Consider the following 23678-nt stretch of genomic DNA (forward strand, 5'->3'; position numbering starts at 1 on the left):
ATAACTCACTACTCATGTTTGAAGCCTCCGCAGAAATTGACCGCATAGACCTCAAAATTCTGAATGTTTTACAGCAGGACGGCCGGATTTCCAACCTCAAGCTGGCCGAAAGCGTGGCCCTGTCGCCCACCGCGGTGCTGGCCCGGGTCCAGCGCCTGAGCCGGGACGGCTACATCCTGGGCTATGAGGCCCTGCTGAACCCGCTCAAGCTGGGCGCCGGCATGATGGTGTTTGTGGAGGTGCTGCTGGACCGCACCACGCCCAATGTCTTCGAAGCCTTCAAGGCGGCGGTGCAGGTCCACCCTGAAATCACCGAATGCCATATGGTGGCCGGCGGCTTTGACTACCTGCTCAAGACCCGCATGGCCGACATGGCGGCCTATCGCTCTTTCGCCGGTACCGTGCTGTGGCAGCTGCCGGGCGTGCGTGAAACCCGTACCTACGCGGTGATGGAAGAAGTCAAAAGCACCACCCGGCTGGCGCTGGGCGTTTGAAACCTCTCTCGAGACCCAAATCGTGCAATTCGAGACTTTTGCGGCATTTTTGCCGCTCTTGAGGTGCCGAAAGCGCAAGAACGGGGGCTAACCGCGTTGCCAAGCCTGCGGGCTTGGGATACCTTGGCACCACAACACCTAGGTGGTGGATTGCATAGGTAGCGCAGCCGTATCCCCGGCTGCGGACAATATCGGAGGGCTTCCTGATGAACAACCAGCCATGGTCCCGGTTCGGCGCGCTGCTGCTGGCGCTGGCCGCCGGCACCGCGCACTGCGCGGAAACCGGTGTCAGCGACAGCGAAATCCTGGTCGGGCAGTTCGCCGCCCAGACCGGCCCCGCGGCCGAGCTGGGCAAGCGCATGCAGCTGGGCATACTGGCCCACTTCAATGCGGTGAATGCGGCGGGCGGCATCAACGGCCGCAGCCTCAAGCTGGTCTCGCGCGACGACGGCTACGAGCCCGAGAAGGCCGCCGCCGCGGTCAAGGCCCTGATCGAGGAGGACAAGGTATTCGCGCTGATCGGCTCGGTCGGCACACCGACCACGCTGGCCGCCGTGCCGGCCATCAACGCGGCCGGCATTCCGCTGGTGGGCCCCTTTACCGGCGCGCAGGCCCTGCGCGAGCCCTTCAACCGCAACATCTTCCATGTGCGCGCCAGCTACTTTGACGAGACCGAGCGCATCGTGCAGCACCTGAGCACCGTCGGCATCACCAGGATCGCCGTCTTCTACCAGAACGACTCCTACGGCAAGGCCGGGCTGGAGGGCGTGACGCGGGCGCTGGCCAAACGCAACCTCAAGGCCGCAGCCAGCGTCACCGTCGAGCGCAACAGCGTGGACGTGGCCGCGCCGCTGGCGGAGATCCTCAAGGCCGCGCCCGAAGCGGTGATACAGATCAGCGCCTACAAGTCCTGCGCCGCGCTGATCAAGCAGGCCCGCGCCAAGGCTTACGGCGGCCAGTTTTTCAACGTGAGCTTTGTCGGCTCCAAGGCCCTGGCCGAGGAGCTGGGCGACGCCGGGGCCGGCGTGACGATTTCGCAGGTCGTGCCCTTTCCCTACACGCCCTCCTCGGCCATCGTGCGCGAGTACCAGCAGCGCATGACGGAAGCCGGCAACAAGGATTTTGATTTCTCGAGCATGGAAGGTTTTCTCGCGGCCAAGGTCTTCACCGAAGGCCTGCGCCGGGCCGGCAAACCCCTGACCCGCGAAAGCCTGACCACGGCGCTGGAATCGCTGCGCGACCACAACATGGGCGGCTTCACCATCAGCTACGCGCCCAAAAGCCACGAAGGCTCGCGTTTCACCGACCTGACCATCATCGGGCGCGGCGGGAAATTCATGCGCTGAACCGGGCCCGCCGTTGTGGCAAGGCCGCGCCGGGGCTTGCCAGGCGGCGCTCCCTGGCCATAATGCGAGCACAAACCACCCCCTCCCAGTCAGACCTCACCAGGAGTGCCCATGAAATCCATATCTCTTCTGCTGGCAAGTGCCACACTGGCCTTCGCCGCCGGCGCTCAAGCGCAAACCACCAAGCCCGGCTTGTGGGAAATCACCAACAAAATGCAGTCGAGTTCCGGCGAAATGGAAAAAGCCATGGCCAATATGGAAAAGCAGATGGCCAGCATGCCGCCCGAGCAGCGCAAGCAGATGCAGGACATGATGGCCAAGCAGGGCATGTCCATGGCGCCCGGCAGCGGCGGCGGCATGAGCATGAAGGTATGCATCACCAAGGAAATGGCCGAGCGCAATGAGCTGCCGCAGCAGCAGCAAGGCGATTGCAAGACCACCCAGTCGCCGCGCAGCGGCAACACCATGAAGTTCTCTTACGCCTGCACCCAGCCGCCCTCCAGCGGCGAAGGCGTGATGACCTTCAACGGCGACACCGGCTACACCATGAAGATGAACACCACGACCACCGTCAAGGGCAAGCCCGAGAAAATGACCATGGATGCCACGGGCAAATGGCTGTCGGCCGACTGCGGCACTATCAAACCCATCACCCCACCGAAAAAGTAGCCCGAAGAGATCTCTCTTTACTAGCAGGGGCCGAGGAACCGGCTTTGCCGGGCCTCAGGCGCAGCGGCCCCCTCGGGGGGCAGGGAACTACACGAAGTGAGTGACCGTGGGGGCTATCTACTACCAAATATGGCGGTGCCTACGCGGACCATGGTGCTGCCAGCATGGATGGCGGCCTCCAGGTCGGCGGTCATGCCCAAGGACAAGGTATCCATAGGTGTCGGCAGGACACCCGAAGCATTGACCGCATCAAAAACGGCCTTGGTCCTGGCATGCAGCGCACAGGCCGCATCAAAATCGGCGGCGGGTTCGGGAATGGCCATCAGGCCGCGCAGGACCAGGCGCGGCAGTTGCGCGACCTCCTGCGCCAGGGCCTGGACCTCGGCCGGCGCCAGGCCCGACTTGTTGGCCCCGCCGTCGATGTTGACCTGCAGGCAGATCTGCAGCGGCGGCAGGCCGTCGGGCCGCTGCTCGCTCAGGCGCTGGGCGATCTTGAGCCGGTCGACCGACTGCACCCAGTCAAAATGCTCGGCGACCAGGCGGGTCTTGTTGCTTTGCACCGGGCCTATGCAGTGCCACTCCAGGGCCTGGCCGCCCGGCCGGCCCCGCAGCGCGAGGATTTTCTCCACGCCCTCGGCGATATAGTTTTCGCCGAAGGCGCGCTGCCCGTCCGAGGCGGCATCGGCGACGGCTTCGGCGCCGAAGGTCTTGGACACGGCCAGCAGCCGCACGGTGGCCGGGTTGCGCCCGGCGGCGAAGCAGGCCGTGGTGATACGGTCACGGACAAGCTGGAGATTGCGCACAATCGTGGTCATAATCGAACTGTAAACTTTAGTTGAGTCATTTTTAAAAGGGTCCCGGGATGGATATCACGCAGTTGCTGGCCTTTAGCGTCAAGAACAAGGCGTCTGACTTGCATTTGTCGGCTGGCTTGCCGCCCATGATTCGGGTTCACGGCGACGTGCGGCGTATCAATATCGACCCGCTGGACCACAAGCAGGTGCATTCCATGGTGTACGACATCATGAACGACACCCAGCGAAAAACCTACGAAGAATTCCTGGAGGTCGACTTCTCGTTCGAGATCGACGGACTGGCCCGCTTTCGCGTCAATGCCTTCAACCAGAACCGAGGCGCCGGTGCCGTGCTGCGGACCATTCCGTCCAAGATCCTGACGCTGGAGCAGCTCAACGCCCCGAAGATTTTCGGCGACCTGGCGCTCAAGCCGCGCGGCATGGTGCTGGTGACGGGCCCCACGGGCTCGGGCAAGTCCACCACGCTGGCGGCCATGGTCAACTTCCTGAACGAAACCGAGTACGGCCACATCCTCACGGTGGAAGACCCCATCGAGTTCGTGCATGAATCCAAAAAATGCCTGATCAACCAGCGTGAAGTCGGCCCGCACACGCTGAGCTTCAACGCCGCGCTGAAATCCGCGCTGCGTGAAGACCCGGACGCCATCCTCGTGGGCGAAATGCGCGACCTGGAAACCATACGCCTGGCCATGTCGGCCGCTGAAACCGGCCACCTGGTTTTCGGCACGCTGCACACCTCCAGCGCCGCCAAGACGATTGACCGGATCATCGACGTGTTCCCGGCCGAGGAAAAGGAAATGATCCGCTCCATGCTGTCGGAGTCGCTGCAGGCGGTGATCTCGCAGACGCTGTGCAAGACCAAGGACGGCGCGGGCCGGGTCGCGGCCCACGAGATCATGCTGGGCACCTCCGCCATCCGCAACCTGATCCGCGAAGCCAAGGTCGCGCAGATGTATTCGTCCATCCAGACCGGCAACAGCGTGGGCATGCAGACCCTGGACCAGAACCTGACCGACCTGGTCAAACGCAACGTCATTTCCCCCGCGGAAGCGCGCGGCAAGGCCAAGATACCGGAAAACTTCCCCGGCTAAGTCCGCCGTCTTTCGTTGACAACAGAATCTGTTTGAAAGGAGTCGCTCATGGAACGCGACCAGGCCAGTAAATTCATCAACGACTTGCTCAAACTCATGGTCAGCCGCAACGGCAGCGACCTGTTCATCACGGGCGACTTTCCGCCGGCCATGAAGGTGGACGGCAAGGTGACCAAGGTGTCGCCCCAGCCGCTCAACGCCAACCACACGCTGGCGCTGGCGCGTTCCATCATGAACGACAAGCAGGCGGCGGAGTTTGAGCGCACCAAGGAGTGCAACTTCGCGATCTCGCCGCCCGGCGTCGGGCGCTTTCGCGTGAACGCCTTCATCCAGCAGGGCAAGGTCGGCATGGTCATGCGGACGATTCCGGCCACGCTGCCCACCATCGACGGGCTGGGCGTGCCCCAGGTGCTCAAGGAAGTGGTGATGAGCAAGCGCGGCCTGACCATCCTGGTCGGCGCCACCGGCTCGGGCAAATCCACCACGCTGGCCGCCATGGTCGACTGGCGCAACGAGCAGTCCTACGGCCACATCATCACGATTGAAGACCCGGTGGAGTTCGTCCACGCGCACAAGAACTGCGTGATCACGCAGCGCGAAGTGGGCCTGGACACCGACAGCTGGGAAGCGGCCCTGAAAAACACGCTGCGCCAGGCACCCGACGTGATCCTGATGGGCGAGATACGCGACCGCGAAACCATGGAACACGCCATCGCCTTCGCCGAAACCGGCCACCTGTGCCTGGCCACGCTGCACGCCAACAGCGCCAACCAGGCGCTGGACCGCGTGATCAACTTCTTCCCCGAAGAGCGCCGCACCCAGCTGCTGATGGACCTGTCGCTCAACCTCAAGGCCATGATCTCGCAGCGCCTGGTGCCCAAGCAGGACGGCAAGGGCCGTTTTGCCGCGGTGGAAGTGATGCTCAACTCGCCGCTGATCTCCGACCTGATCTTCAAGGGCGAAGTCTCCGAGATCAAGGAGATCATGAAGAAAAGCCGCAACCTGGGCATGCAGACCTTCGACCAAGCCCTGTACGACGCCTTTGAAAGCCACTTCATCACCTACGAAGATGCCCTGCGCAATGCCGACTCGGTGAACGACCTGCGCCTGCAGATCAAGCTCAATTCGCAGCGCGCCAAGTCGACCGACCTGTCGGCCGGCACCGAAAACTTCGCCATCGTTTAAGGCGCGAGGCGCCGGCCTCGCGCCGGCGCGGCTCTCTTCTTTCTCTTTCTTCTCTTTCTTCTCTTCCCACGCATCCGTTCCCTGAATCCATTCCCATGTCCAGTACCACCTCCAAAACCTACGAATCCTCGTCCCCCCGCCAGGTCGCCTTCCTGGGCCTGGGCGTCATGGGCTACCCCATGGCCGGCCATCTGGCGCTGGCCGGCCACGGCGTCACGGTTTACAACCGCAGCGCGGCCAAGGCCGCCGCCTGGGTTGCCGAATTCGCGGCCACGAGCAAGCCGGCGCAGGCCGCCCTGCCGCGCCTGGCCGTCGCCGGCGCCGACATCGTGTTTTGCTGCGTCGGCAATGACGACGACCTGCGCGCCGTCACATTGGGCGCGGACGGCGCCTTCGCCGGCATGAAGCCGGGCGCCATTTTTGTCGACCACACCACGGCCTCGGCCGACGTGGCGCGCGAACTCTACGCGGCGGCGGCCAAGCTGGGCCTGCAGTTTATCGACGCCCCGGTGTCGGGCGGCCAAGCCGGCGCGCAGAACGGTGCGCTCACCGTGATGTGCGGCGGCGACAAGGCGGCCTTCGACGCCGTCAAACCCGCCGGCATGGCGTTTTCCAAGGCTTTCACGTTGATGGGTGCCAGCGGCGCCGGCCAGCTGACCAAGATGGTCAACCAGATCTGCATCGCCGGCCTGGTGCAGGGCCTGAGCGAAGCGGTCGCCTTCGGCCAGAAAGCCGGGCTGGACGTGAACCAGGTGCTGGAGGTGATCGGCAAGGGCGCGGCGCAAAGCTGGCAGCTCGACAACCGCGGCAAGACCATGGTCGCCGACAAATTCGATTTCGGCTTCGCCGTCGACTGGATGCGCAAGGACCTGGGCCTGGTGCTGGACGAGGCCAAGCGCAACGGCGCCCGGCTGCCGGTCACCGCCCTGGTGGACCAGTTCTACGCGGACGTGCAGGCCATGGGCGGCCAGCGCTGGGATACTTCGAGCCTGGTCAAGCGCTTACGCTAAGCCCACCCCACAGGCAAAAAAAAGCGGCCGCACCGGCTTGTCCGGTGCGGCCGCTTTGCTTTTGGTTCAGCCGCCCGCGGGCTTGGTGCTTTGGGCTGGCGGCGTGGCAGGCTTGGACGGCAGCATGCGCGCCAGCTCTTCCTCGCTGATGATCTCGAAAATGCGGATGACCTTCTGCACGCCGGGCGTGGAGCGCACCACCTCGGTGGCGCGATCGGCCTCGCGCTGCGTGACGCGGCCCATCAGGTAGGTCGTTCCGCGCTCCGTGATCACCTTGAAGGCGTTGGAGGACAGGTCGCGCGCATCGAGCAGCATGGCCTTGACGCGGCCGGTGACCAGGGCATCGGAAGAGCGCTGCGTCAGGGTCGAGGCGCCCATGACGGACAGTTCGTTGACCACCGAACTCACGTTTTCCACGCGCGCGACGATCTGCTCGACCAGCTGCTTGTCCTGGGCATTCGGCACTTCGCCGGTGAGCAGCACCTGCCGGTTGTAGCTGGTCAGGTTGACGTGCACGCGCTCGCCGACATTGCTGCGGATGCGGCTGGTGGCGCGCAGCTCAATGCCCTCGTCCTCCAGTTGCGCGCCGGAGGTGCGGCGGTCGGTCGCCACCAGCGCGCCGCCCGCGACGCCGCCCACCACCAGCGGGAAGCAGGCCGTCAGGCTGCCGCCCAACACGGTGGCCGCGACCACGGTCAAAGTCAGCCGTTTAAACGAAACACATTTCATACAGAGGTCTCCTGATCGCCAAGTAACTGGGTGTCCACGCCATCGCAGATGCAATGCAGGACAAGAAGGTGCACTTCCTGGATACGCGCGGTCCGCTCATGCGGCACGCAGATATGCACATCGGTTTCACGCAGGGCATGGGTGATCTTGCCGCCGCCGCGGCCCGTCAGGGCCACCACGGTCATCTCGCGCTCGTGGGCGGCCTCGATGGCGGCCAGCACATTGGCCGAGTTGCCGCTGGTGCTTATGGCCAGCAGCACATCGCCGGCGACGCCCAGCGCGCGGACCTGCTTGGAGAAGATCACCGAAAAATCGTAGTCGTTGGCGATCGCGGTGAGGATGGAGCTGTCCGTCGTCAGGGCGATCGCGCCCAGCTCGGGCCTCTCGCGTTCATAGCGGCCGACGAACTCGGCGGCGAAATGCTGGGCGTCGGCGGCCGATCCGCCGTTGCCGCAGGCCAGCACCTTGCCGCCGCTGGTGACGCTGGCCAGTATGGCCTGCACCGCCGCCGCGACCGGTTTGGAAAGAACCTGGGCAGCCTGGTACTTGAGGTCGGCGCTGTCGATAAACTGCTGTTCAATGCGTTGTTCAAGCATGCGCCAATGATAGCGGGTCGGGATTGCGCCTGATCGTGACGGCCGAATGGCAAGCCCTCGAGCCCAACGGCGCACCCTATGCAAATCAAGAACTTACAGAGGCGAAAACCGCTTTTGTACCCGGGATTGGCCGGCTTTGCCAGGGTGAATTGTTAAAGCGGGTGACAGCAGGCAGGGGCCGTTTTTACGGCGCCGCAAGCGTCAGCGAATGCATCAACCCGTCTGCGACCACGTTGAAGTCGGCGATGGGGCGGTCGATCTCCCGGGTAATCACTTGAAGCCCGGCGCGCTCCAGCAATCTGACATCAGCCATCGGGATGTTGACGCCTTCAGGGGCAAACGCCCAGCGGATCGGGCGGTGGTTCGGATCCGGCGGCACGACAAAAAACAGGTCCGTGCCGCCGCCTTTGTGCTCGACGGACACGACGGGTAAGGCCGACGCCTGCTTCCTGCTGAAAAAACTGCCCTCACGCAGTTCGTCTTTCCAGCTTTGCATCAACGCAGAAAGGTCTTCCTCAACCTTGACCTGCGCGGTCGCGAAGACATCGGCACGGCGATAGGGAGCACCGCCGCGCGCCTCCTCGACGATCAGCAGGGCTTCGTCCCAGGTCTCCTGGCTGTCCAGGCGGATCTTGCCCGGCGGCACCTCCAGAAGCGACCAGAGCACGTCCTGGCCATTGGCGCGCGCGGCGCGGTTGAGCTCAAGCACACGGACTTCGGCCATCTCCTTGAGCACACTTTTCATGTCCAGCCAGTGCCTCCACTTGCGCACATAGGCCTCGCCCAGCAGTCCCTTGATCTTGCTGCGATAGCCCTGCACCGACTTCGCAGCCTGCGCCAATACGTCCTGGCCCTGGCCGCCCGCATTTTTCAGCCTGTTCATCGCCGCGGCAATGCCGGCTTCGTGTTTTGCCAGGTACTCAAAAACCGGCGCCCAGGCTTCGTCAAAATCCGGCCCGATGACACTGCCCAGTTTCCGGAATGCGGGCAACAGATCCAGCTGGCGCGCCTCGCGCAAGTCCTTGTCGACCTGGTGCAAATTGCGATTGAAACGGCTCTGCATACGCACCACGTCAACCTCGCGCAGAACGTCCAGGCGGTCCTGGAACACCTTGCGGGGCCGCACCTGCGGCAGTTTCACCCCCTTCGGGCCCAGGGTCTGATAGGCCAGGCAGCGCGTCTCCACGTCGCGAAAGATTGGCTCCAGGTAGTCACCGCTCAAACCCTCAAGTTTTCCGTCCAGCCTGTGCGCGGCCTCAAGATAGGCCAGAAAACTGCCTTCGGACGCATGACGGCGAAGCCGGACGGCGGCCTTGATGTAGAAGTCGGCCGCACGGGCCACTTCGGGCGACAGCCCCATCAGCGGCGTGAAGATGGAGCGCCAGCTGCGGCCCAGCACCACAGAAAACCCGAAAGGCAGCTGGAATGCCGCGGCCGTGGCCTTTCGCACCTGCTGCTGTCCGCCGCCCGTACTCATGGCGACACCGCGCCTTTACCTTTGAGCAATTTGGCATTGCCCTTGAGTCCCGCCACGTCGATGGCCGTCATCGCGACGTTGAAGACCGACCAGGCATAGCCCGGCCCCGCGGCCAGGCTTTTGCCTGGGTCGACATGCGTCCAGGACGCGGCCCGCTCGCGCCACTTTTTGTATTCTTCCTCGGCCGTCGACGCCACACCCAGCAGCGTGGAAACAATCGCGATGGTCGCAGCCACAGGCGGCACCTCGGCCGAGCCCAGCGCCATGGCCATCAGCTCACCGGTCCCGGCCGCCATCGAGGCCTTTTGCAGAAGGGACGGCTCACCCTCCTCGGCCAATCTGTCTTCGGCGGCGGCATAAGCCAGGGTCCCGGGTTCAATGGCCACATCCTCCAGGTAGCCATGCACCAGGAACGGGTAGGCCCAGACCTTGTCCGGGCTTTCCTGCAACTCGGCGCCGACCTCGCGCGAGGCATCGATCACTTTTTCCAGCTGCAGCCAGATTTCACGGCGCGGAAACAGGTAGCGGAAAAAATCCACCGCGTTTTGCGCCGCCGGCCGGCGCGGCTGATCGAGCTGCAGGTTCATCGCCATGGCCGGCAGGTCGGTGGCGTGCAGCCTGAACATGATGGGCATTTCCAGGCCGATCCGGGCCAGCTCGACGGCGAACGCCGCAAGCTGCTCATTGCGCACCTGCCGCGCGGCCAGCGAGGCTGCTTCGGCGCCTTTGAACGCGCCGGGGTTGTGGTAACTCGTCATCGCGGTCAGCGCCACGGCCAGTCCCTTGCGGTTCGCATCCTGGGTGATCTTCTCAAGCCGGGCTTTCCACTCGGCGATGTCGAGCAGGGTCTGAAAAAGCCGCTCAAGCCGGCCGGCTTTGAGCGGATAAGGATCGGCAAGCCCCGGCAGGCCCCTAAAAGCCGCCTCCTGCTTGCCGGGATCAGCGCTGTCGCCCAACTCAAACAGCAGCGAAGCCTCCCGCAGCGCCTCCACACCCGACCGCGCAAGGCGGATGCGCGCGAACAGTGCGATGTCGGCAGCCATCGCCGCCTGTATCTGCGCGATGCGCTGCTTGGTCTGCTCGCGCTCCAGCGCCCAGAGATTGAACAGCTTGCGGCGCGGCGATTCCGGATGCAGCACCATCGGAGGGTCACCGCGCAGGCCGAACTCCTTGACCGGCCAGCGCGCGACACCGACGATGGCGCCATGGATCGCCTCGAAAGCCGCGCGGCCGTAGATGGAAAAAACCATTTCACAACAGGCCTTGAACTCCGCGGCCAGATCTTTGGAGGCCACGTCAAAAGACAGCTTGATCAGCGAGCCATAAGGTTTTCCTGTTTCAGGCACGGCCTCATGCACATCCAGCAGCAGGTCCTGCGGCCGCAAAGGCTCACCCGCCGGCATCGGGTGCTCGGCTTCCGCCTTCAGCAAGTCAAGCACAGCGGCGCTGCCGTAGCTGCCGCGGGTTTCAGTGACCCGCTCGGGAATGGCCAGCACGAAGTGCTGGCCTGGCACCATCTCACCGGGTTCGGTCAGCATCTGCGATTTCCGCTTGTGCCTGGATGGCCAAAAATGGGCTCAGGCATAACGGCCGGGAAAAGCCGGCAGGGTCAGGGTGGGGGTATCGATGGCCACCAGGGTGGTCGGCAGCGAAATATCGATGGGCGCGCCGACAACAATGCCCCCCACTTCAAACAAGGCATCGTCGACCGCGGCGGCGACCGGCCGGTCCAGATCAAAAGTGAAAGGGTTGGCGATGGCCTTGACCACATAGATCTTGCCGCCTATGCGCACTTCACGCTGCAGGTCCGCGGGTTCGCTGAAATTGGTCCCGCGCACAGTCGCGCGCCGCGCGCCGGCCGCGATGGTGACGCGGCCCGGCGACAGCGAAAAACCGTCGCGGGCGGCGCGCGCCAGGTCTTCGGCGATGGGCTGCTGGCGTGAGAACCACGGCACCATCCGGCTCGGGTCATTGAGGAACTGCCCATTGAGGTAGAGGTCCACCAGCGGCTCCATGCCGGGCAGGCAAGGCAGTTGCACGCGCGCGGCGCCGGCCCCCAGGAAGCGCGCGAACTGCGGGTCGGCGTTGTAGGCGGTCGCAAGCGCCCCCCATTGCTCGCCGCGGCCGTAAAAATAGGCTTCGAAGCGATAAGCCAGGTTCGCCCAGTCGAACACACGCTCGAAGAAATCAATCATGACGCCATAGGCGGGCAGGGCCTGGCGATTGATGGCCGGCAGGCTGCCGTCGCCGGACGCCGCCAGCACATTGCCCGCCAGGCTCGGCAGCTGCAGGCCCATCAGCATGTCGATGATGGCCCGCTTCAATTCATTGCGCTCCACTTCCCGGTAAAAAGAATCTGGGCGGACCATGTCGACGCGCGCGTTGTCGAGCTGGGCGCGCTGCAGGGCTGCCGCATGCTCGGCCTGCCGGGCGCGGTAGGCGTCCATGAAGACGGCATAGCTTTTTTCCGCCCACTCGCGCTCTTTGGCGGCCGTGCGCACGCAGTCCAGGCGGATGGAAAAAATCGCCGCCTCCAGCGTGGTGGTCACCCCGATGGAGACTTCGCCTTCAAGATGCACCCTGCCCTGGCCCTGCTCCTGGAGCGCCTGGTTCAGGCCATAGACGAACCCGCCCGCGCCATTGTTCGCGCCCGCCACCGGCACCATCAGCGTGAAACGGCGCCCGCCCATCAGCAAAGTGACATAGCCGTTTTCATGCACGAAAGAGTTGGTCTCGTGCAAAGCCAGCTCTGGCTGCTTGAGGCGGGCCTTTTGCCAGGTCTTGAACGCGATTTCACCGTCTTCCGCGGCGTAGCCGGCCGGGATCTTGATGCCCGCTTCCGGCACGGCGGATTTGGAGTTGAGGGACTCCCACCAGTCGGTGTCCGCACCGTTGATGTTGGCGCGAAATTTATGCGCCAGCGCCTTTTCATCGGGCTTGTCATCCGGCGTGAGCGATGCCATGCCATGGGCCTGCTCCGTCAGCCCGGGCGGCAGCTCCAGCTGCACGCCCCATTGGCCCGCCAGCGTGACGATGTCGTGCCAGCGCACGGGCTCGTCAAGCCGCTGCGGCACGCCGCGCACCGTACGGCTCAACGCAAAGTCACCCAAGTCGATTTCCCTGGGAGCCGCGCCCTGCCCATCGCCCGGCAGCAGGGGCGGCAGGGGCGCCGGCCCTGCGGTCCTGGACGCACGCATGCCCTCCAGGCTGGCCCAGAAGGCCGCGGGCTCCGGGATGATGAATTCATAAAACTGCCGCCGGCCGTAATTGATCAGGTGCAGCTGGTATTTCTTTTCAATCCACCGGTACACGCCGACGATGTGCCCGTCGCCCTGGACATTGTTGAAGCCGTGCGTGGTCGTGTCGCGGATTTCCGAGGTGGTGATCGACTCGCGCACGGTGCGGACCCGGTCGGTGATTTTTTCCTGCACCCGCGACACGATCTCGCCGACATGCTGCTGGGCGGCGGCTTCACGCGTTTCGGTGCTGCGGTTGTAGCTGGCCGAGGCGCCCGCGGTGATCACGTACTGCCCGGTCCCCGTCGTCCCGCTGACCATGGCATTGAGGCCGCCTTGCAAGGTCAGGTTGTCCTGCTTTTGCGCCGACCACTCACGCTTGAATTCGTCACGCGTGGTCGACTGCAGGTCGCGCTCGGTGACCGATTCCTGGATCTCTTCGCTGAGCAGCCGGACCTCGTCGCGCTTCAAATTGCGGAACGAACGCTGGTAGTTTTCGCTTTTCAGCACGTTCTCAATATGAGCGACTTCACCCATGGCATACGAGAGCAGGTGCTGCTTGACCACCACCAGGTCACCCACATACTGGTGTACCGGCCGTATCGGCTCGGACGGCGTTGTGGGCTTAGGCTCGCCCTTGAGCAGCTCCAGGTCGCGCTTGCGCAGGTTGCCGAACATGGACGGCTTGGGCGGCGCCGCTTCAATCGGGAACACCAGGATGCCCTGCAGGATGGCGGGCTCCCAGGCCAGCAGGCGGTCAGGGTTGCGCCGCGAAGTCAGCAGCCGCTCAATCGACTCCATCGCGCAAATCGTCGCGGCCGTGCCTTCGCGGTCTACGGTGGCATCGTTGCACAGCACGGCGGCCAGCAGCACGTCGGCCAGTGCGGCGCGCCGGGCCGCCATCTGGAGCAAAGCCTCGGTCAGCACGCCCGACTCTTCGCCCAGCCATTTGTCCAGGTTGCTGCCGAGCGCGGCGCCGTGCGTGACAAACTCGCTGAGCACATAGTCGAGGGCGCGGCCTTCGCTGCGGGCTTCGGCAAACTTTCGCAGCGCCTTGACGTGGGGCGCAAACCCGATGGCAAACGGCGAACGCCCGCCCTTCCAGGTCTCCAGGGCTGCCTCCACCTTGATGCGCGCCCTCAGCGGCGTGCGCCAGTCGCCCTGGTGGATCAGGGCCTTGACGTCATTGAGATACGCCAGGGTCTCATCCGTGGCGCTTCGGCCATAGGCCGGCACGACGCGGGGATGGGGTGAGTTGTCGTCCAGCTTGTCCGGTGTACGCAAAACGTAGAAGCTGCTCAGTTCATCAACGATCATGTCGCCCCCCTTGGATGGGTGTCACTGAAATGGCATGGCCCGCGGCTTGCGACGCTGGCGATTGGCCGCCATTGACGCACGGAGGGGACCTTTTGCGACCCTGCGGGCACCTCGCCTGCCGCAAAGCCACGACAGGCTATCACTGGCAACGGTGACGCTGAAAGGGAATAAAGACCCGAGAACGTCGCCGCCAAGGGCTGCGGCCCAACCCGCGGCAACTTGGGCACGCACCTTGTTTGCTACAAAATGAATAGCAAACTACCTTCATACCTGTTGAACTGGATGCTCATTTGGCTCATAAAGCCAACTGGCAATCCTGCCGCGGGTGCCTCTGCCTGTTCTTTCCAAGCAAAACAAACCTTACGTTTTCTTTCAGTCAAAAAGCGGATGGAAACAGCAGACCCGGATGGGCAGCTCAAGACGATCCAGAAGCGTCGAACGCCGCAGGCAGCCATTCCATGGCGCCGCCAGCCCCCCGCGCCCAGCGCGCCGTTGATCAGCACCACGTCACACCGGCTCGGCGACGGCCGGCCCGCCCCGCCAAACTTTATAGAATCGAGGGCTTTGCGAAAAAACCGCCGCCTCCGGGGGAGGCGGGCCCACCGCGAACATCAAGGCACAAAAAGCGGAACTAGTTCCAGGAACTATGCCCGGTTCATTCCACAAATGCGGCGCACGGCGGCCGCCTGCGGAAAATTTGCGCCATCATCGATATACATACGGTTACTTAACAAGCCAGTCCCACGCACATGAGCAGTCCCGTCTTTGATCCCGAGGTCGTCAGGAATGTGACCGCCGCCTTCATGCAGGCGACGGCCGCGAGATGGCCGTTCCCGAGCGTGGAGCTCCAGGACCGTGACACCTTCATGCTGATACGCGTGGACGTTCCGCCCTCGGACAAGCGCGACATCGACCTGCCCGTGCGGCAATCCATCGCGCTCGCCCTCAACCAGGCCGTCCCCGTGCATTTCACGCAGAAGTTCGGCCACTGGATCGTCACCTTCCTGCGCGACAACAAGATGGTCGAGACCGTGCACCCGAGCGAATTCCAGACCTGACCCGGCAGGCGCCCCGCCTGGCGGCGGGCACGGTTCACGAAGCGTCGAACGCGGCGGGCAGCCATTCGATGGCGGCGCCCGAACCTTCACCGAGCGCGCCCCTGACCAGCAGCACGTCAAAACGGCAGGGCGGCGGGCTCGCGAAACGCATCAGGTAGTGGCGCGCCGCCAGCACGATGCGCTGCTGCTTGGCACTGCTGATGCTGGCCGCCGCGCCGCCGTGCAGGTCGTCCGCACGCTGCCGCACCTCCACAAACACCAGCGTGCCGTCGGGCGCGCGCATCACCAGGTCGATCTCGCCGCCGCCGCGGCCCGGCGTTCGATAATTGGCCTCCACAAAGCGCAGCCCCGCCCGCACCAGGTAGGCGCGCGCGGCGGATTCCGCGGCATCGCCGCGCGACTTGGTGGTAACCTGCCCGGGCAGGGGCCGCGCCTCGGCGGCCGCGCCCACCGGCGGGACCTTGGAAACCTTTCTGGAAAACCACATTGAACGCTTCTTTCGACCTAGCCCTGGATGCGGCGCGCGCCGCGGCGGGCATGCAGCATTATCCGGAAAGCGCGCTGTACGTCGTGGCCACGCCCATAGGCAACCTGGCCGACATCAGCCTGCGCGCGCTGCAGGTGCTGCAGCTGGCGGACGCGATTGCCTGCGAGGACAAGCGCCACTCCCAGCCCCTGCTGCGCCAGTACGGCATCGACAAGCCGCTGCTCGCGGTGCACGAGCACAACGAGGCGGAGGCCGCGAACCTGGTGATTGAACGCCTGCAGCGCGGCGAGCGCGTGGCTTACGTCAGCGATGCCGGCACGCCCGCCGTGAGCGACCCCGGCGCGCGCCTGGTCGCGGCGGTGCGCGCGGCCGGGCTGGCCGTCATGCCCCTGCCCGGCGCCAGCAGCGTCACCACGGTGCTCAGCGTGGCCGGCCTGGCCAGCCCCGGCGGCGAGACCGGTTTTGTGTTTGCCGGCTTTTTGCCGAGCAAGGCCGGCGAACGCGACCAGGCCATCGCGGCGCTGCAGGCCGATACGCGGGCCGTCGTCATTCTTGAAGCGCCGCACCGCATCGAGGCGCTGGCGCGCGCCATGGCCGTGCTGGGGGAACGCCTGGTCACCGTGGGCCGCGAACTGACCAAACAGTTTGAAGAAATCGCAACCGTGCCGGCGCAGGACTTCGCGGCCTGGCTGGCCGCGGGGCCGCAGCGCACGCGCGGCGAATTCGCCCTGGTGCTGCACCCGTGCGCCGCGCCCGAAAGCGCCGAGGACGGCACGCGGGTGCTGCAGCTGCTGCTGGCCGAACTGCCGCTCAAGACCGCGGTGAAGCTGGCCGCCGACATCACCGGCCTGGGACGCAACGAACTCTACGAAGCCGCCCTCAAACTCAAAAACGCATGAACCCCAATGCCGACCAGCTCTGGCGCGCCCCGCGCTGGACACTCGCCGCCCTGCTGGCCATCCTCGGCATGCTGGGGCCGTTTTCCATAGACACCTACATCCCGGCGTTTTCGGGCATCGCGCAGTCGCTGGGCGCCTCGCCAGTGCAGATGCAGCAGACGCTGTCGGCCTACCTGTTCGGCTTTGCCTTCATGAACCTGTTCCACGGCGCGCTGGCCGACAGCTTCGGCCGCCGGCCCGTGGTGCTCTGGGGCATCGCGCTGTTCACCCTGGCCTCGGCCGGCTGCGCGCTGTCGCAAAGCATAGGCCAGCTGGTGTTCTTCCGCGCCGTGCAGGGCCTGTCGACGGGCGCCGGCATCGTGGTCTCGCGCGCCGTGATCCGCGACATGTACCCGCCGGCGCAGGCCCAGCAGGTCATGAGCCAGGTCACGATTTATTTCGGTGTGGCGCCCGCGCTGGCGCCCATCGTCGGCGGCTGGCTGTTTGTGCACCTGGGCTGGCACAGCATCTTCTGGTTCCTCACCGGTGTGGGCGTGGTGCTGTGGGCGACCAATTTCCGCTTCCTGCCCGAGACGCTGCCGCCGCTGGACCGCCAGCCGTTTGAGGTGCGGCACCTGATGCGCGGCTACTGGCAGCTGGGCTCCAGCCCGCGCTTTTTGCTGCTGGCGCTGGCCAGCGGCGTGCCCTTCAACGGCATGTTTTTGTACGTACTGTCGGCGCCGGCCTTCCTGGGGGACCACCTGGCGCTGCAGCCCACCGAGTTCTTCTGGTTTTTCCTGCTCACCATTTCCGGCATCATGTCCGGCGCCTGGCTCAGCGGCCGGCTGGCGGGCAAGATCGCGCCCAAGCAGCAGATACGCCACGGCTTTGTCATCATGCTGCTGACCTCGCTGCTCAACCTCACGGCCAACCTGCTGTTCACGCCGCATGCCTCCTGGGCGCTGTTCCCGATCGCGGTGTTCGCCTTCGGCTGGGCGCTGATGGTGCCGGTGGTCACGCTGCTGGTGCTGGACCTGTATCCCGAGCGGCGCGGCATGGCGTCGTCACTACAGGCCTTTATCGGCTCCACCGCCAATGGCATCGTGGCCGGTATCGTCGCGCCGCTGGTCATGCATTCCACGCCCGCGCTGGCCGCGGTGTCGCTGGGCATGATGTGCATAGGGCTCACGGCCTGGATGTATTTGCACCACCGCTGGCCCGAGATAGGCCGCGTCGCCTCGCGCGACTGAGAGCAAATACCGGAGACCGCCTTACAAGCGGTCGTTCATCCTGATCGGGAACTCCATGCCCTGACCCACACGCCGCACCACGTAGCCGGCATCGAGATAGACAAAAAAGAACATGTCCTGGTCGCCGTCCCGCCAGCGGTAGGTCATGATGTCGCCCGACCAGGAGACCACGCCGTCGACCTTCGCGGGAGGCCCGAACTCGCGCTCCACGTCGGCACGCGTCCATTTGCCGACTTCTATCCTGGAGAAGTCCTGCGGGTTCAGGACCTGCCTGACGCTCACCACCTTGCCAGCGGCATCGAGGTCGACCATCACAGCCGACTGGCCCGCCGGCTGGCGGGAATACTGCAGGCGCGTGCCCGAGGCCAGCGCCACTGTGCGCGTGGGCGTTCCATAACTCGCGAGAACCTGCTCGCGCGACATGCCGGGCTGCACGCCGACGGCGCAGCCCGCGGCCAACAAAGCGGCAAGGGCCGCCGCGGAAACAGTTTTAACCATGGTCATAGGGGTAGCTCCTGGATTCATCCCTGGATTTGTCTGACATCGCCGGCACACGAAATGTTCCCGACGAACTGGAACGGGCTAGCTGTTCAGCTGCGCCCATCCCGGCGTGCCCGCGCGGCCCGAGTAGCGGCTGGTCGCGTCGTAACGCTCCCAGGCCAGCCGCGCGGCCCGCCCGCCATAAACATCCCGCTGCAGCCATTCACATTCGGCCTGCAGCGTGGCATCGCCGCCCAGCCGCGTGTGCCAGACCTTGGCGGTGCTGTCCCAGCGGTAGCCGCGGTTCTTGAGCAGCTCCTTGGCGGCGAAAGGCGCGCCTGTGGCCTGCAGGCGGTAGCTGGGCAGGCGGGCAGTGGACAACAAGTGCGCCAGGCCGTTGACGCCCTGGCCCGGCAGTTCGGCCATCAGCACCGCCAGCAGCGCATGGCAGTCCATTTCCGCGCGGTGCGCATCGTAAAACCAGCCAAGTTCGGAGGCCAGGTAGCTGAGCTTGGCCGAGCTGTGGCCCGCCGCCGTCCAGTCGATGTCGGCGAAAGAGCAGGCCCAGTTCAGCGCCTGCGCCTGTGGAATCAGGCCTTCGACGAAAGGGCGGTCAAAACCCGCGTTGTGCGCGATGACGAGGTCCGCGCCGTCCAGCAGGCCGGCGACACGCGCCATGTCCAGTTCCTGGCCCGCCAGCATCGCGTCGGTGATGCCGGTGATTTCGCGCGCGATTTTCGGCACCGGCATGCCCGGGTCGCGCAGCCCGTCATAAACCTGGACCGGGCCCGTCGCGAGGCCGGTTTGCGTGTCGACCTGGATGCGCAGCAGCGCCAGTTCCATGATCTGGTCGCGCGAGGCGTCCAGCCCCGTGGTTTCGGTGTCCAGGATCACCACATGGGCCACGGGCCCCTGCGGCGCCTGCGGAAATTCCATGGCCGGCACCAATCGCCTGAGCACGCGGTAGTCGGGGTGGCGCTCCAGCGCCTGGGCCATGGCCTCGGGGCTCTCGCCCGTCGCGGCGGGAGGAAGTGCCGCGGCCTCAGGCGCCACGGGCTTGGGCGCCTTCGCCGCCTTGGGCTTGCGCAGCTTGGCGGCAGCGGCCTCGGCGGCCATCGCCAGCAGGGCCTCGTCAAAACCGAAACCCAGTTGCCCGCCCGCCGTCATGCGCGCGGGGAGGCCTGAAGCCTCTGGGGATGGATAGCGTCTTGCATGCCTGCTCCTGGGTTTGCTGGAAATAAAGCACGCTATCTTCGCAGATAGCAAGCCAGCGGTCCTTTCATGCCGGCACCGTTTGCGCACCGTGCAAGAGACCGAGACATTCGACGCCTATGCGCGGCGCGCCTGCTCTGCGGCCTTGTGCTGGCGCGCGAAACTCTTGGCCAGGTCCAGGAAATTCTTTTCGGCCGGCGAGTCGCTGTCATCCCGGCTCACCAGCGTGATGGGCGCCACCAGCGCGGGCCTGGCATTGCGGATGCGGCAGTACACCACGCTCTCGCGGTGGAAATTTTTCATCGAGGCTGGAACGACGGAGACGCCCGCGCCGGCCGCGACCAGGCTGATGTTGGTCAGCATGCGCTCGACCTCGGTGGCGATCTTGAGCGTGAAGCCCGCCTGTTCGCAGGCCTCGATCAGGTCCGAATACATGCCCGGTGCGCCGTGCCTGCGCACCAGGATGAACTGCTCATCGGCCAGGGACCTCAAGTCAACGAACGGCATCTTGTCCTTGGCGGCGCCCGCGACCAGCGCGTGGCCCACCGGCAGGATCAGCAGCATCTCTTCTTCCAGCAGGGAGAAAAAACGCACGCCGCGCGGATGGCTGACGGGCGAACGCAAAATCGCGACATCGACTTTGCCCCGGTCTATGCCCTCGGTCAGCTCGGCCGCATTGGCTTCGCGCAGGTCCAGGTGGACATCGGGATAGGCGTCGCGGTAGGCGCGGATGATGCCGGGAATCAGGGGATGGGCCGCGGCCGAACTGGTAAAGCCTATGGCCAGCGTGCCTTCAAACCCCTGCGCGGCGCGCGCCGCGCGCGCCGCGGCCTGCTCGACGCCGCGCAGTATGGCCTTGGCCTCCTGCACAAACACGGCGCCGCCGGCCGTCAGCGCCGCGCCCTTGGGATGGCGGCGGAACAACTCGAAGCCCAGTTCTTCCTCCAGCAGCCGGATCTGGTGGCTCAAGGGCGGCTGCTGCATGTTCAGCCGCTCGGCGGCGCGCGTGAAATGCTGCTCCTCGGCAACCATCAGGAAGTAGCGCAGGTGTCTCAGTTCCATCTCAGTTCCATCGCCTCAGCCCATCTTTTAAAGATATCAGGAATATTGCATTCGGATTTTAGGTATATGCCCTGGGCGCAGGATGACACCTACGCGTCTTTACACTCACCGCCCATCCCCAAAAATCCACCGTATGGCGCGGCTCGCGAAGCCCCGCGGCAAGATCACCCGTAGACTGGGCGGTCGATGACCAGAACCAGAAAAACACTTCGCCATCCCATCGCGCAGATGGCCTTCGCCTTTGCCGCCGGCATGCTGCTGGGGCATTTCTTCCCTTCCGCCGGCGCGCTGATGAAACCCCTGAGCGACGGCTTTCTGCGCCTGGTCGGCATGCTGATCGGTGTGCTGATTTTTTGCCTGGTGGTGTCCGGCATCGCCGGCATGCGCAACCGGCTGCAGGCCACGCAAGTGGGCGTCAAGGCCTTCTTCTACTTCGAGGCCATGACGGCGCTCTCGCTGGCGGCGGGCATGGTGGGCGCCCTGCTGCTGGCGCCCGGCAAGGGCTTCGCGCCGGTTTTTGCCGTCGAGGCCGCGCAGCACGCGGCGCCCGCGCCGGCCACACAAAGCGCGAGCGGATTTTTGCTCGACATCATTCCCTCGACCTTCGCTGGCGCCTTCACCGGCAACAGCATTCTGCAGGTCCTGCTGCTGGCGCTGCTGACGGGCATCGCGCTGGCGCGCGTGGGCGAGCGCGGCCGCGGCCTGCTGGAGCTCATTGAAGGCGTGCAGCAGGTGTTCTACGGCATGGTCGGCATGGTCCTGAAGCTGGCGCCATTGGCCGCCTTCGGCGCGGTGGCCTTCATGATAGGCCGCTACGGCATATCCTCGGCGCTGCCGCTGCTGCACTTTCTCGCCGCCATCTACCTGGTCAGCATCCTGTTTGTCTTCGTCGTGATGGGCCTGGTCGCGCGCGCCGCCGGCTGCAACATCTTCCGCCTGGTCGCCTATGTGAAGGAAGAGCTGCTGCTGGTCTTCTTCACCAGCTCATCGATCGCCGCCCTGCCGGGCCTGGTCGAGAAGCTGGAAAAAATGGGTTGCGCCAAACCGGTGGTGCGCCTGATGCTGCCGGCCGGCTATAGCTTCAACCTGAACGGCAGCAATCTTTACATCGCGATGGCGGCGGTCTTCCTGGCGCAGGTGGCACATGTCGACCTGGGGTTCTGGCAGCTGCTGTCGCTGCTGGGCATCATGATGCTGACGTCCAAGAGCGCCGCCAGCGTCGCCGGTTCGTCCTTCGTGGCCCTGACCGCGACGCTGGCCAGCCTGAACCTGATTCCCCTGGCCGGCATGGTCTTGCTGCTGGGCGTGGAGCGGCTGATGAAATGCCGCTCCCTCACCAACGTGATCGGCAACTGTGTGGCCTGCATCGCCGTCTGTGCCTGGGAAAAAGCGCTGGACCACCAGGCCATGCATCAAGCCCTGTCGGGCAAGGACCTCCCGGCCGCCGCCAACCAGATCTGATGCAGGCGGTCGCCCAGGCACTCCGCGCGGCCCAGGAACAGGGCATCCAGGCACTCGGGCCGCTCCAGCCGGCGGTAGAGCGCGGCCCGCTCCTCGTAGTGGTCGGCCATGCGAATGGCGGCCGCGACGTAGCCCTCCACGCTGGCGGCAATGCTCCAGTCCGGCAGGCCCAGGCGCCGGAACAGGGCCTCGTCAATATGCTCGAACACCTCGGGCCCCGTCTTGCACACGCCGGGCAGGCCGACCGTCATCGCGTCGGTGATGCCGTTGGTGTTGCCGAACGGAAAAGGGCTCAAAAACATGTCGCAGCGGCTGAAGATGGCGAGGTAGTCGGGATAGGGCTGGTGGGCGTAGACCTCGGCGTCCGGCAGGTAGCGGCGTACCACCCTTAGCACCTGCGGGTAGATCAGGCCGGTCGCCTGTCCGATCAGGAAATGAAAGCGCACCTGCTTGCGCGAGCCGGCGCGTATCTTCTGGCAGGCCAGCAAAAACTTCGGGTTGAGTTTCATGGTGGTCGAGGCCACGGCGATGTTGACGACGGGCGAGTCCTGCCGCCGCGGCCTCTCCAGCGAGACCGCTATGGCGGACGGCCGGTAAGGCTGGCCGTCTTTCGGCAGGCGCAGCAGGGTTTCGCTGAAGCAGGCCGGGTCGCCGACAAAGTCGTCTTCCACGCTGATGTAGTCGATGCGGTCGGAGTGCGTGGTGGCCGGATGGCCCAGCGCGGCCACCTGCACCGGTGCCAGGCGCTGGTTGGCCGCGAACATGGTGATGGGGAACATGCCGACGCTGGGCATGTAGAACACCGCGGGCTTGAGGGCGCAGGCCAGCGTGTGCAGCTGGCGCAGGCAGGCCATCATGTCGTTGGGCACCTCGAAATCCACGACCTCGTCGAACACCGCCCGGCCCAGCTCGTCGATGTTGCCGGGATAGGCGACGGCCACCACGTAGAAATGCCGGCGCGCGGCCTCCATGCTCCTGGAGTGCGTGCGGTAAATCGAATGCCCGCCGGAAAACCACTCGAGCAGCACCAGCATGACGGGTTTGTCGGCGCTGGCCAGGGTCAGGGTGGCCGGCACGCGGGCCAGGCCCAGCGCCTCCAGTTTCTTGCGGATCAGGCGGTTGATGGGGCGCTTGATCTCATGGCGGCCGGGCAGGTCGGCGTAGCTGCAATGCATGTACACGTCGTGCAGGATGCCCAGCGGCAGCAGGTCCAGGCTGTCGATTTCCTCGAGGTGATCGGGCAGCCAGGCCAGCAAAGCCTCGCGTTTGGAGTGCGCGGCGGGCGAGCCGAGAAAGCGCGGCGAGAGCAGGGCCGTGAACAGCGCGGCGGCCAGTTTTTTGTTCTGCCGCCACAGCAGCTCCGCGTCCAGCGGGATTTCCGATTCGGGCGAATACAGGATGCAGAACTTCACCAGGTCCTGCTCGCTCACGTGGAACTCCGGCGCGCCCGGGCCCAGGAAGTTGAGCGACTTCAGGATGTGGTCGCAGTGGACGAAGGCGCTGGCGGCGAACAGCGCCGAGAGCCAGCGCTGGAAGTTGATGAGCTGGCCGAAGCCGTTTGGCGTGACGTGAAAGCCCGGGTCGGAAAACAGCGCCGAGATGGCGCTGGTGATGCGGGTCAGGCCGTGCGCGTCGCGCTCCTGCGCGCCTATGGCGGCCGACAGGCTGAGCGCGAAATTGCCGTCCAGGTTGCCGTAGTTCCTGTCTATGAGCAGCAGCAGCTTGACCAGCTCGCGCGCGGCCGGCTCCTGCTGCCGGGAGTAGCACAGGTATTCAAAGTTCTCGAGCGAAAAAACATCCTCAGCCATGGCGCCCCTCCGGCAAC

At 65.1% G+C, this 23678-nt stretch carries 22 protein-coding genes; 10 read left to right on the plus strand and 12 right to left on the minus strand.

All coding sequences use genetic code 11. The features are described 5' to 3' along the window. Positions 1 to 14 precede the first annotated feature (14 nt). The 3 genes from ACEN9P_RS09375 to ACEN9P_RS09385 all read left to right on the plus strand — a co-directional run bounded on the left by ACEN9P_RS09375 (position 15) and on the right by ACEN9P_RS09385 (position 2509). The gene (locus ACEN9P_RS09375; RefSeq protein ID WP_007872894.1) at positions 15 to 494 is read left to right on the plus strand and encodes an Lrp/AsnC ligand binding domain-containing protein; all 480 of its coding nucleotides are present in this window, start codon (positions 15 to 17) and stop codon (positions 492 to 494) included. A 206-nt stretch (positions 495 to 700) separates the two neighbouring features. Continuing rightward, positions 701 to 1840 (plus strand): ABC transporter substrate-binding protein, encoded by a 1140-nt coding sequence (locus ACEN9P_RS09380; protein WP_477663729.1) that lies wholly within the window; start codon positions 701 to 703, stop codon positions 1838 to 1840. A 111-nt stretch (positions 1841 to 1951) separates the two neighbouring features. After that, the gene (locus ACEN9P_RS09385; protein ID WP_477663728.1) at positions 1952 to 2509 is read left to right on the plus strand and encodes a DUF3617 domain-containing protein; all 558 of its coding nucleotides are present in this window, start codon (positions 1952 to 1954) and stop codon (positions 2507 to 2509) included. A gap of 113 nt (positions 2510 to 2622) precedes the next feature. Here ACEN9P_RS09385 and ACEN9P_RS09390 read toward each other — a convergent pair whose 3' ends face one another. Further along, complete coding sequence (locus ACEN9P_RS09390) at positions 2623 to 3324, minus strand: YggS family pyridoxal phosphate-dependent enzyme (RefSeq protein ID WP_477663727.1); 702 nt, start codon at positions 3322 to 3324, stop codon at positions 2623 to 2625. A 47-nt stretch (positions 3325 to 3371) separates the two neighbouring features. Here ACEN9P_RS09390 and ACEN9P_RS09395 point away from each other — a divergent pair, with 47 nt between their 5' ends. From ACEN9P_RS09395 to ACEN9P_RS09405, 3 genes are all read left to right on the plus strand, one after another. Continuing rightward, positions 3372 to 4415 carry a type IV pilus twitching motility protein PilT gene (locus tag ACEN9P_RS09395; RefSeq protein ID WP_007873468.1) on the plus strand — a complete coding sequence of 348 codons (1044 nt, stop codon included), beginning with the start codon at positions 3372 to 3374 and terminating at the stop codon, positions 4413 to 4415. 48 nt (positions 4416 to 4463) lie between these two features. Continuing rightward, positions 4464 to 5600, plus strand: a complete 1137-nt coding sequence (locus ACEN9P_RS09400) for a PilT/PilU family type 4a pilus ATPase (RefSeq protein WP_413328589.1) — start codon at positions 4464 to 4466, stop codon at positions 5598 to 5600. 95 nt (positions 5601 to 5695) lie between these two features. Next, positions 5696 to 6610, plus strand: a complete 915-nt coding sequence (locus ACEN9P_RS09405; RefSeq protein WP_477663726.1) for an NAD(P)-dependent oxidoreductase — start codon at positions 5696 to 5698, stop codon at positions 6608 to 6610. Positions 6611 to 6676: 66 nt separating this feature from the next. Here the strand turns inward: ACEN9P_RS09405 and ACEN9P_RS09410 are convergent, their stop codons facing one another. The 6 genes from ACEN9P_RS09410 to ACEN9P_RS09435 form a co-directional block, all read right to left on the minus strand. Then, positions 6677 to 7339: a BON domain-containing protein gene (locus ACEN9P_RS09410; protein WP_495621792.1), complete on the minus strand. Its 663-nt coding sequence runs from the start codon at positions 7337 to 7339 to the stop codon at positions 6677 to 6679. Continuing rightward, positions 7336 to 7935 (minus strand): phosphoheptose isomerase, encoded by a 600-nt coding sequence (locus tag ACEN9P_RS09415; RefSeq protein WP_007867672.1) that lies wholly within the window; start codon positions 7933 to 7935, stop codon positions 7336 to 7338. The genes ACEN9P_RS09410 and ACEN9P_RS09415 overlap by 4 nt, the downstream gene beginning before the upstream one ends. Positions 7936 to 8119: 184 nt before the next feature. Then, a complete protein-coding gene (locus ACEN9P_RS09420) occupies positions 8120 to 9412 on the minus strand; it encodes a hypothetical protein (protein ID WP_495621793.1) in 1293 nt (430 codons plus the stop codon). Next, entirely contained in the window at positions 9409 to 10950 is a 1542-nt protein-coding gene (locus ACEN9P_RS09425; RefSeq protein ID WP_495621794.1) for a hypothetical protein, read from the minus strand. Before ACEN9P_RS09425 ends, ACEN9P_RS09420 begins: the two co-directional genes overlap by 4 nt. Positions 10951 to 10989: 39 nt before the next feature. Beyond that, a complete protein-coding gene (locus tag ACEN9P_RS09430) occupies positions 10990 to 13965 on the minus strand; it encodes a hypothetical protein (protein WP_495621795.1) in 2976 nt (991 codons plus the stop codon). A gap of 239 nt (positions 13966 to 14204) precedes the next feature. After that, complete coding sequence (locus tag ACEN9P_RS09435; protein ID WP_495621796.1) at positions 14205 to 14471, minus strand: hypothetical protein; 267 nt, start codon at positions 14469 to 14471, stop codon at positions 14205 to 14207. Positions 14472 to 14714: 243 nt separating this feature from the next. Between ACEN9P_RS09435 and ACEN9P_RS09440 the strand changes: the two genes are divergently transcribed. Beyond that, positions 14715 to 15023, plus strand: a complete 309-nt coding sequence (locus ACEN9P_RS09440) for a hypothetical protein (protein ID WP_477663720.1) — start codon at positions 14715 to 14717, stop codon at positions 15021 to 15023. A gap of 34 nt (positions 15024 to 15057) precedes the next feature. Here ACEN9P_RS09440 and ACEN9P_RS09445 read toward each other — a convergent pair whose 3' ends face one another. Continuing rightward, the gene (locus ACEN9P_RS09445) at positions 15058 to 15510 is read right to left on the minus strand and encodes a YraN family protein (RefSeq protein ID WP_495621797.1); all 453 of its coding nucleotides are present in this window, start codon (positions 15508 to 15510) and stop codon (positions 15058 to 15060) included. Positions 15511 to 15560: 50 nt separating this feature from the next. On the opposite strand from ACEN9P_RS09445, the gene rsmI reads away from it, so the two are divergent. Both rsmI and ACEN9P_RS09455 read left to right on the plus strand, forming a co-directional pair. After that, complete coding sequence (rsmI, locus tag ACEN9P_RS09450) at positions 15561 to 16409, plus strand: 16S rRNA (cytidine(1402)-2'-O)-methyltransferase (RefSeq protein WP_495622158.1); 849 nt, start codon at positions 15561 to 15563, stop codon at positions 16407 to 16409. Beyond that, complete coding sequence (locus tag ACEN9P_RS09455) at positions 16406 to 17638, plus strand: multidrug effflux MFS transporter (RefSeq protein ID WP_477663718.1); 1233 nt, start codon at positions 16406 to 16408, stop codon at positions 17636 to 17638. The genes rsmI and ACEN9P_RS09455 overlap by 4 nt, the downstream gene beginning before the upstream one ends. Positions 17639 to 17659: 21 nt before the next feature. Here ACEN9P_RS09455 and ACEN9P_RS09460 read toward each other — a convergent pair whose 3' ends face one another. The 3 genes from ACEN9P_RS09460 to ACEN9P_RS09470 all read right to left on the minus strand — a co-directional run bounded on the left by ACEN9P_RS09460 (position 17660) and on the right by ACEN9P_RS09470 (position 20392). Beyond that, positions 17660 to 18142, minus strand: coding sequence for a hypothetical protein (locus ACEN9P_RS09460; protein WP_477663717.1), 483 nt, complete (start codon positions 18140 to 18142; stop codon positions 17660 to 17662). 78 nt (positions 18143 to 18220) lie between these two features. Continuing rightward, on the minus strand, positions 18221 to 19285 hold the full coding sequence (locus tag ACEN9P_RS09465; protein WP_495621798.1) for a 3'-5' exonuclease: 1065 nt from the start codon (positions 19283 to 19285) through the stop codon (positions 18221 to 18223). Positions 19286 to 19447: 162 nt separating this feature from the next. Next, positions 19448 to 20392, minus strand: coding sequence for a LysR substrate-binding domain-containing protein (locus ACEN9P_RS09470; protein WP_495621799.1), 945 nt, complete (start codon positions 20390 to 20392; stop codon positions 19448 to 19450). A gap of 186 nt (positions 20393 to 20578) precedes the next feature. On the opposite strand from ACEN9P_RS09470, the gene ACEN9P_RS09475 reads away from it, so the two are divergent. After that, a complete protein-coding gene (locus ACEN9P_RS09475; protein WP_495621800.1) occupies positions 20579 to 21853 on the plus strand; it encodes a cation:dicarboxylate symporter family transporter in 1275 nt (424 codons plus the stop codon). On the opposite strand, the gene ACEN9P_RS09480 is transcribed toward ACEN9P_RS09475, so the two are convergent. Then, positions 21805 to 23661: a peptide transporter gene (locus ACEN9P_RS09480; RefSeq protein WP_495621801.1), complete on the minus strand. Its 1857-nt coding sequence runs from the start codon at positions 23659 to 23661 to the stop codon at positions 21805 to 21807. The two genes, ACEN9P_RS09475 and ACEN9P_RS09480, sit on opposite strands and share 49 nt — an antisense overlap. Between the last annotated feature and the right edge of the window lie 17 nt (positions 23662 to 23678).

Source organism: Polaromonas sp. Polasp52, assembly GCF_059491565.1.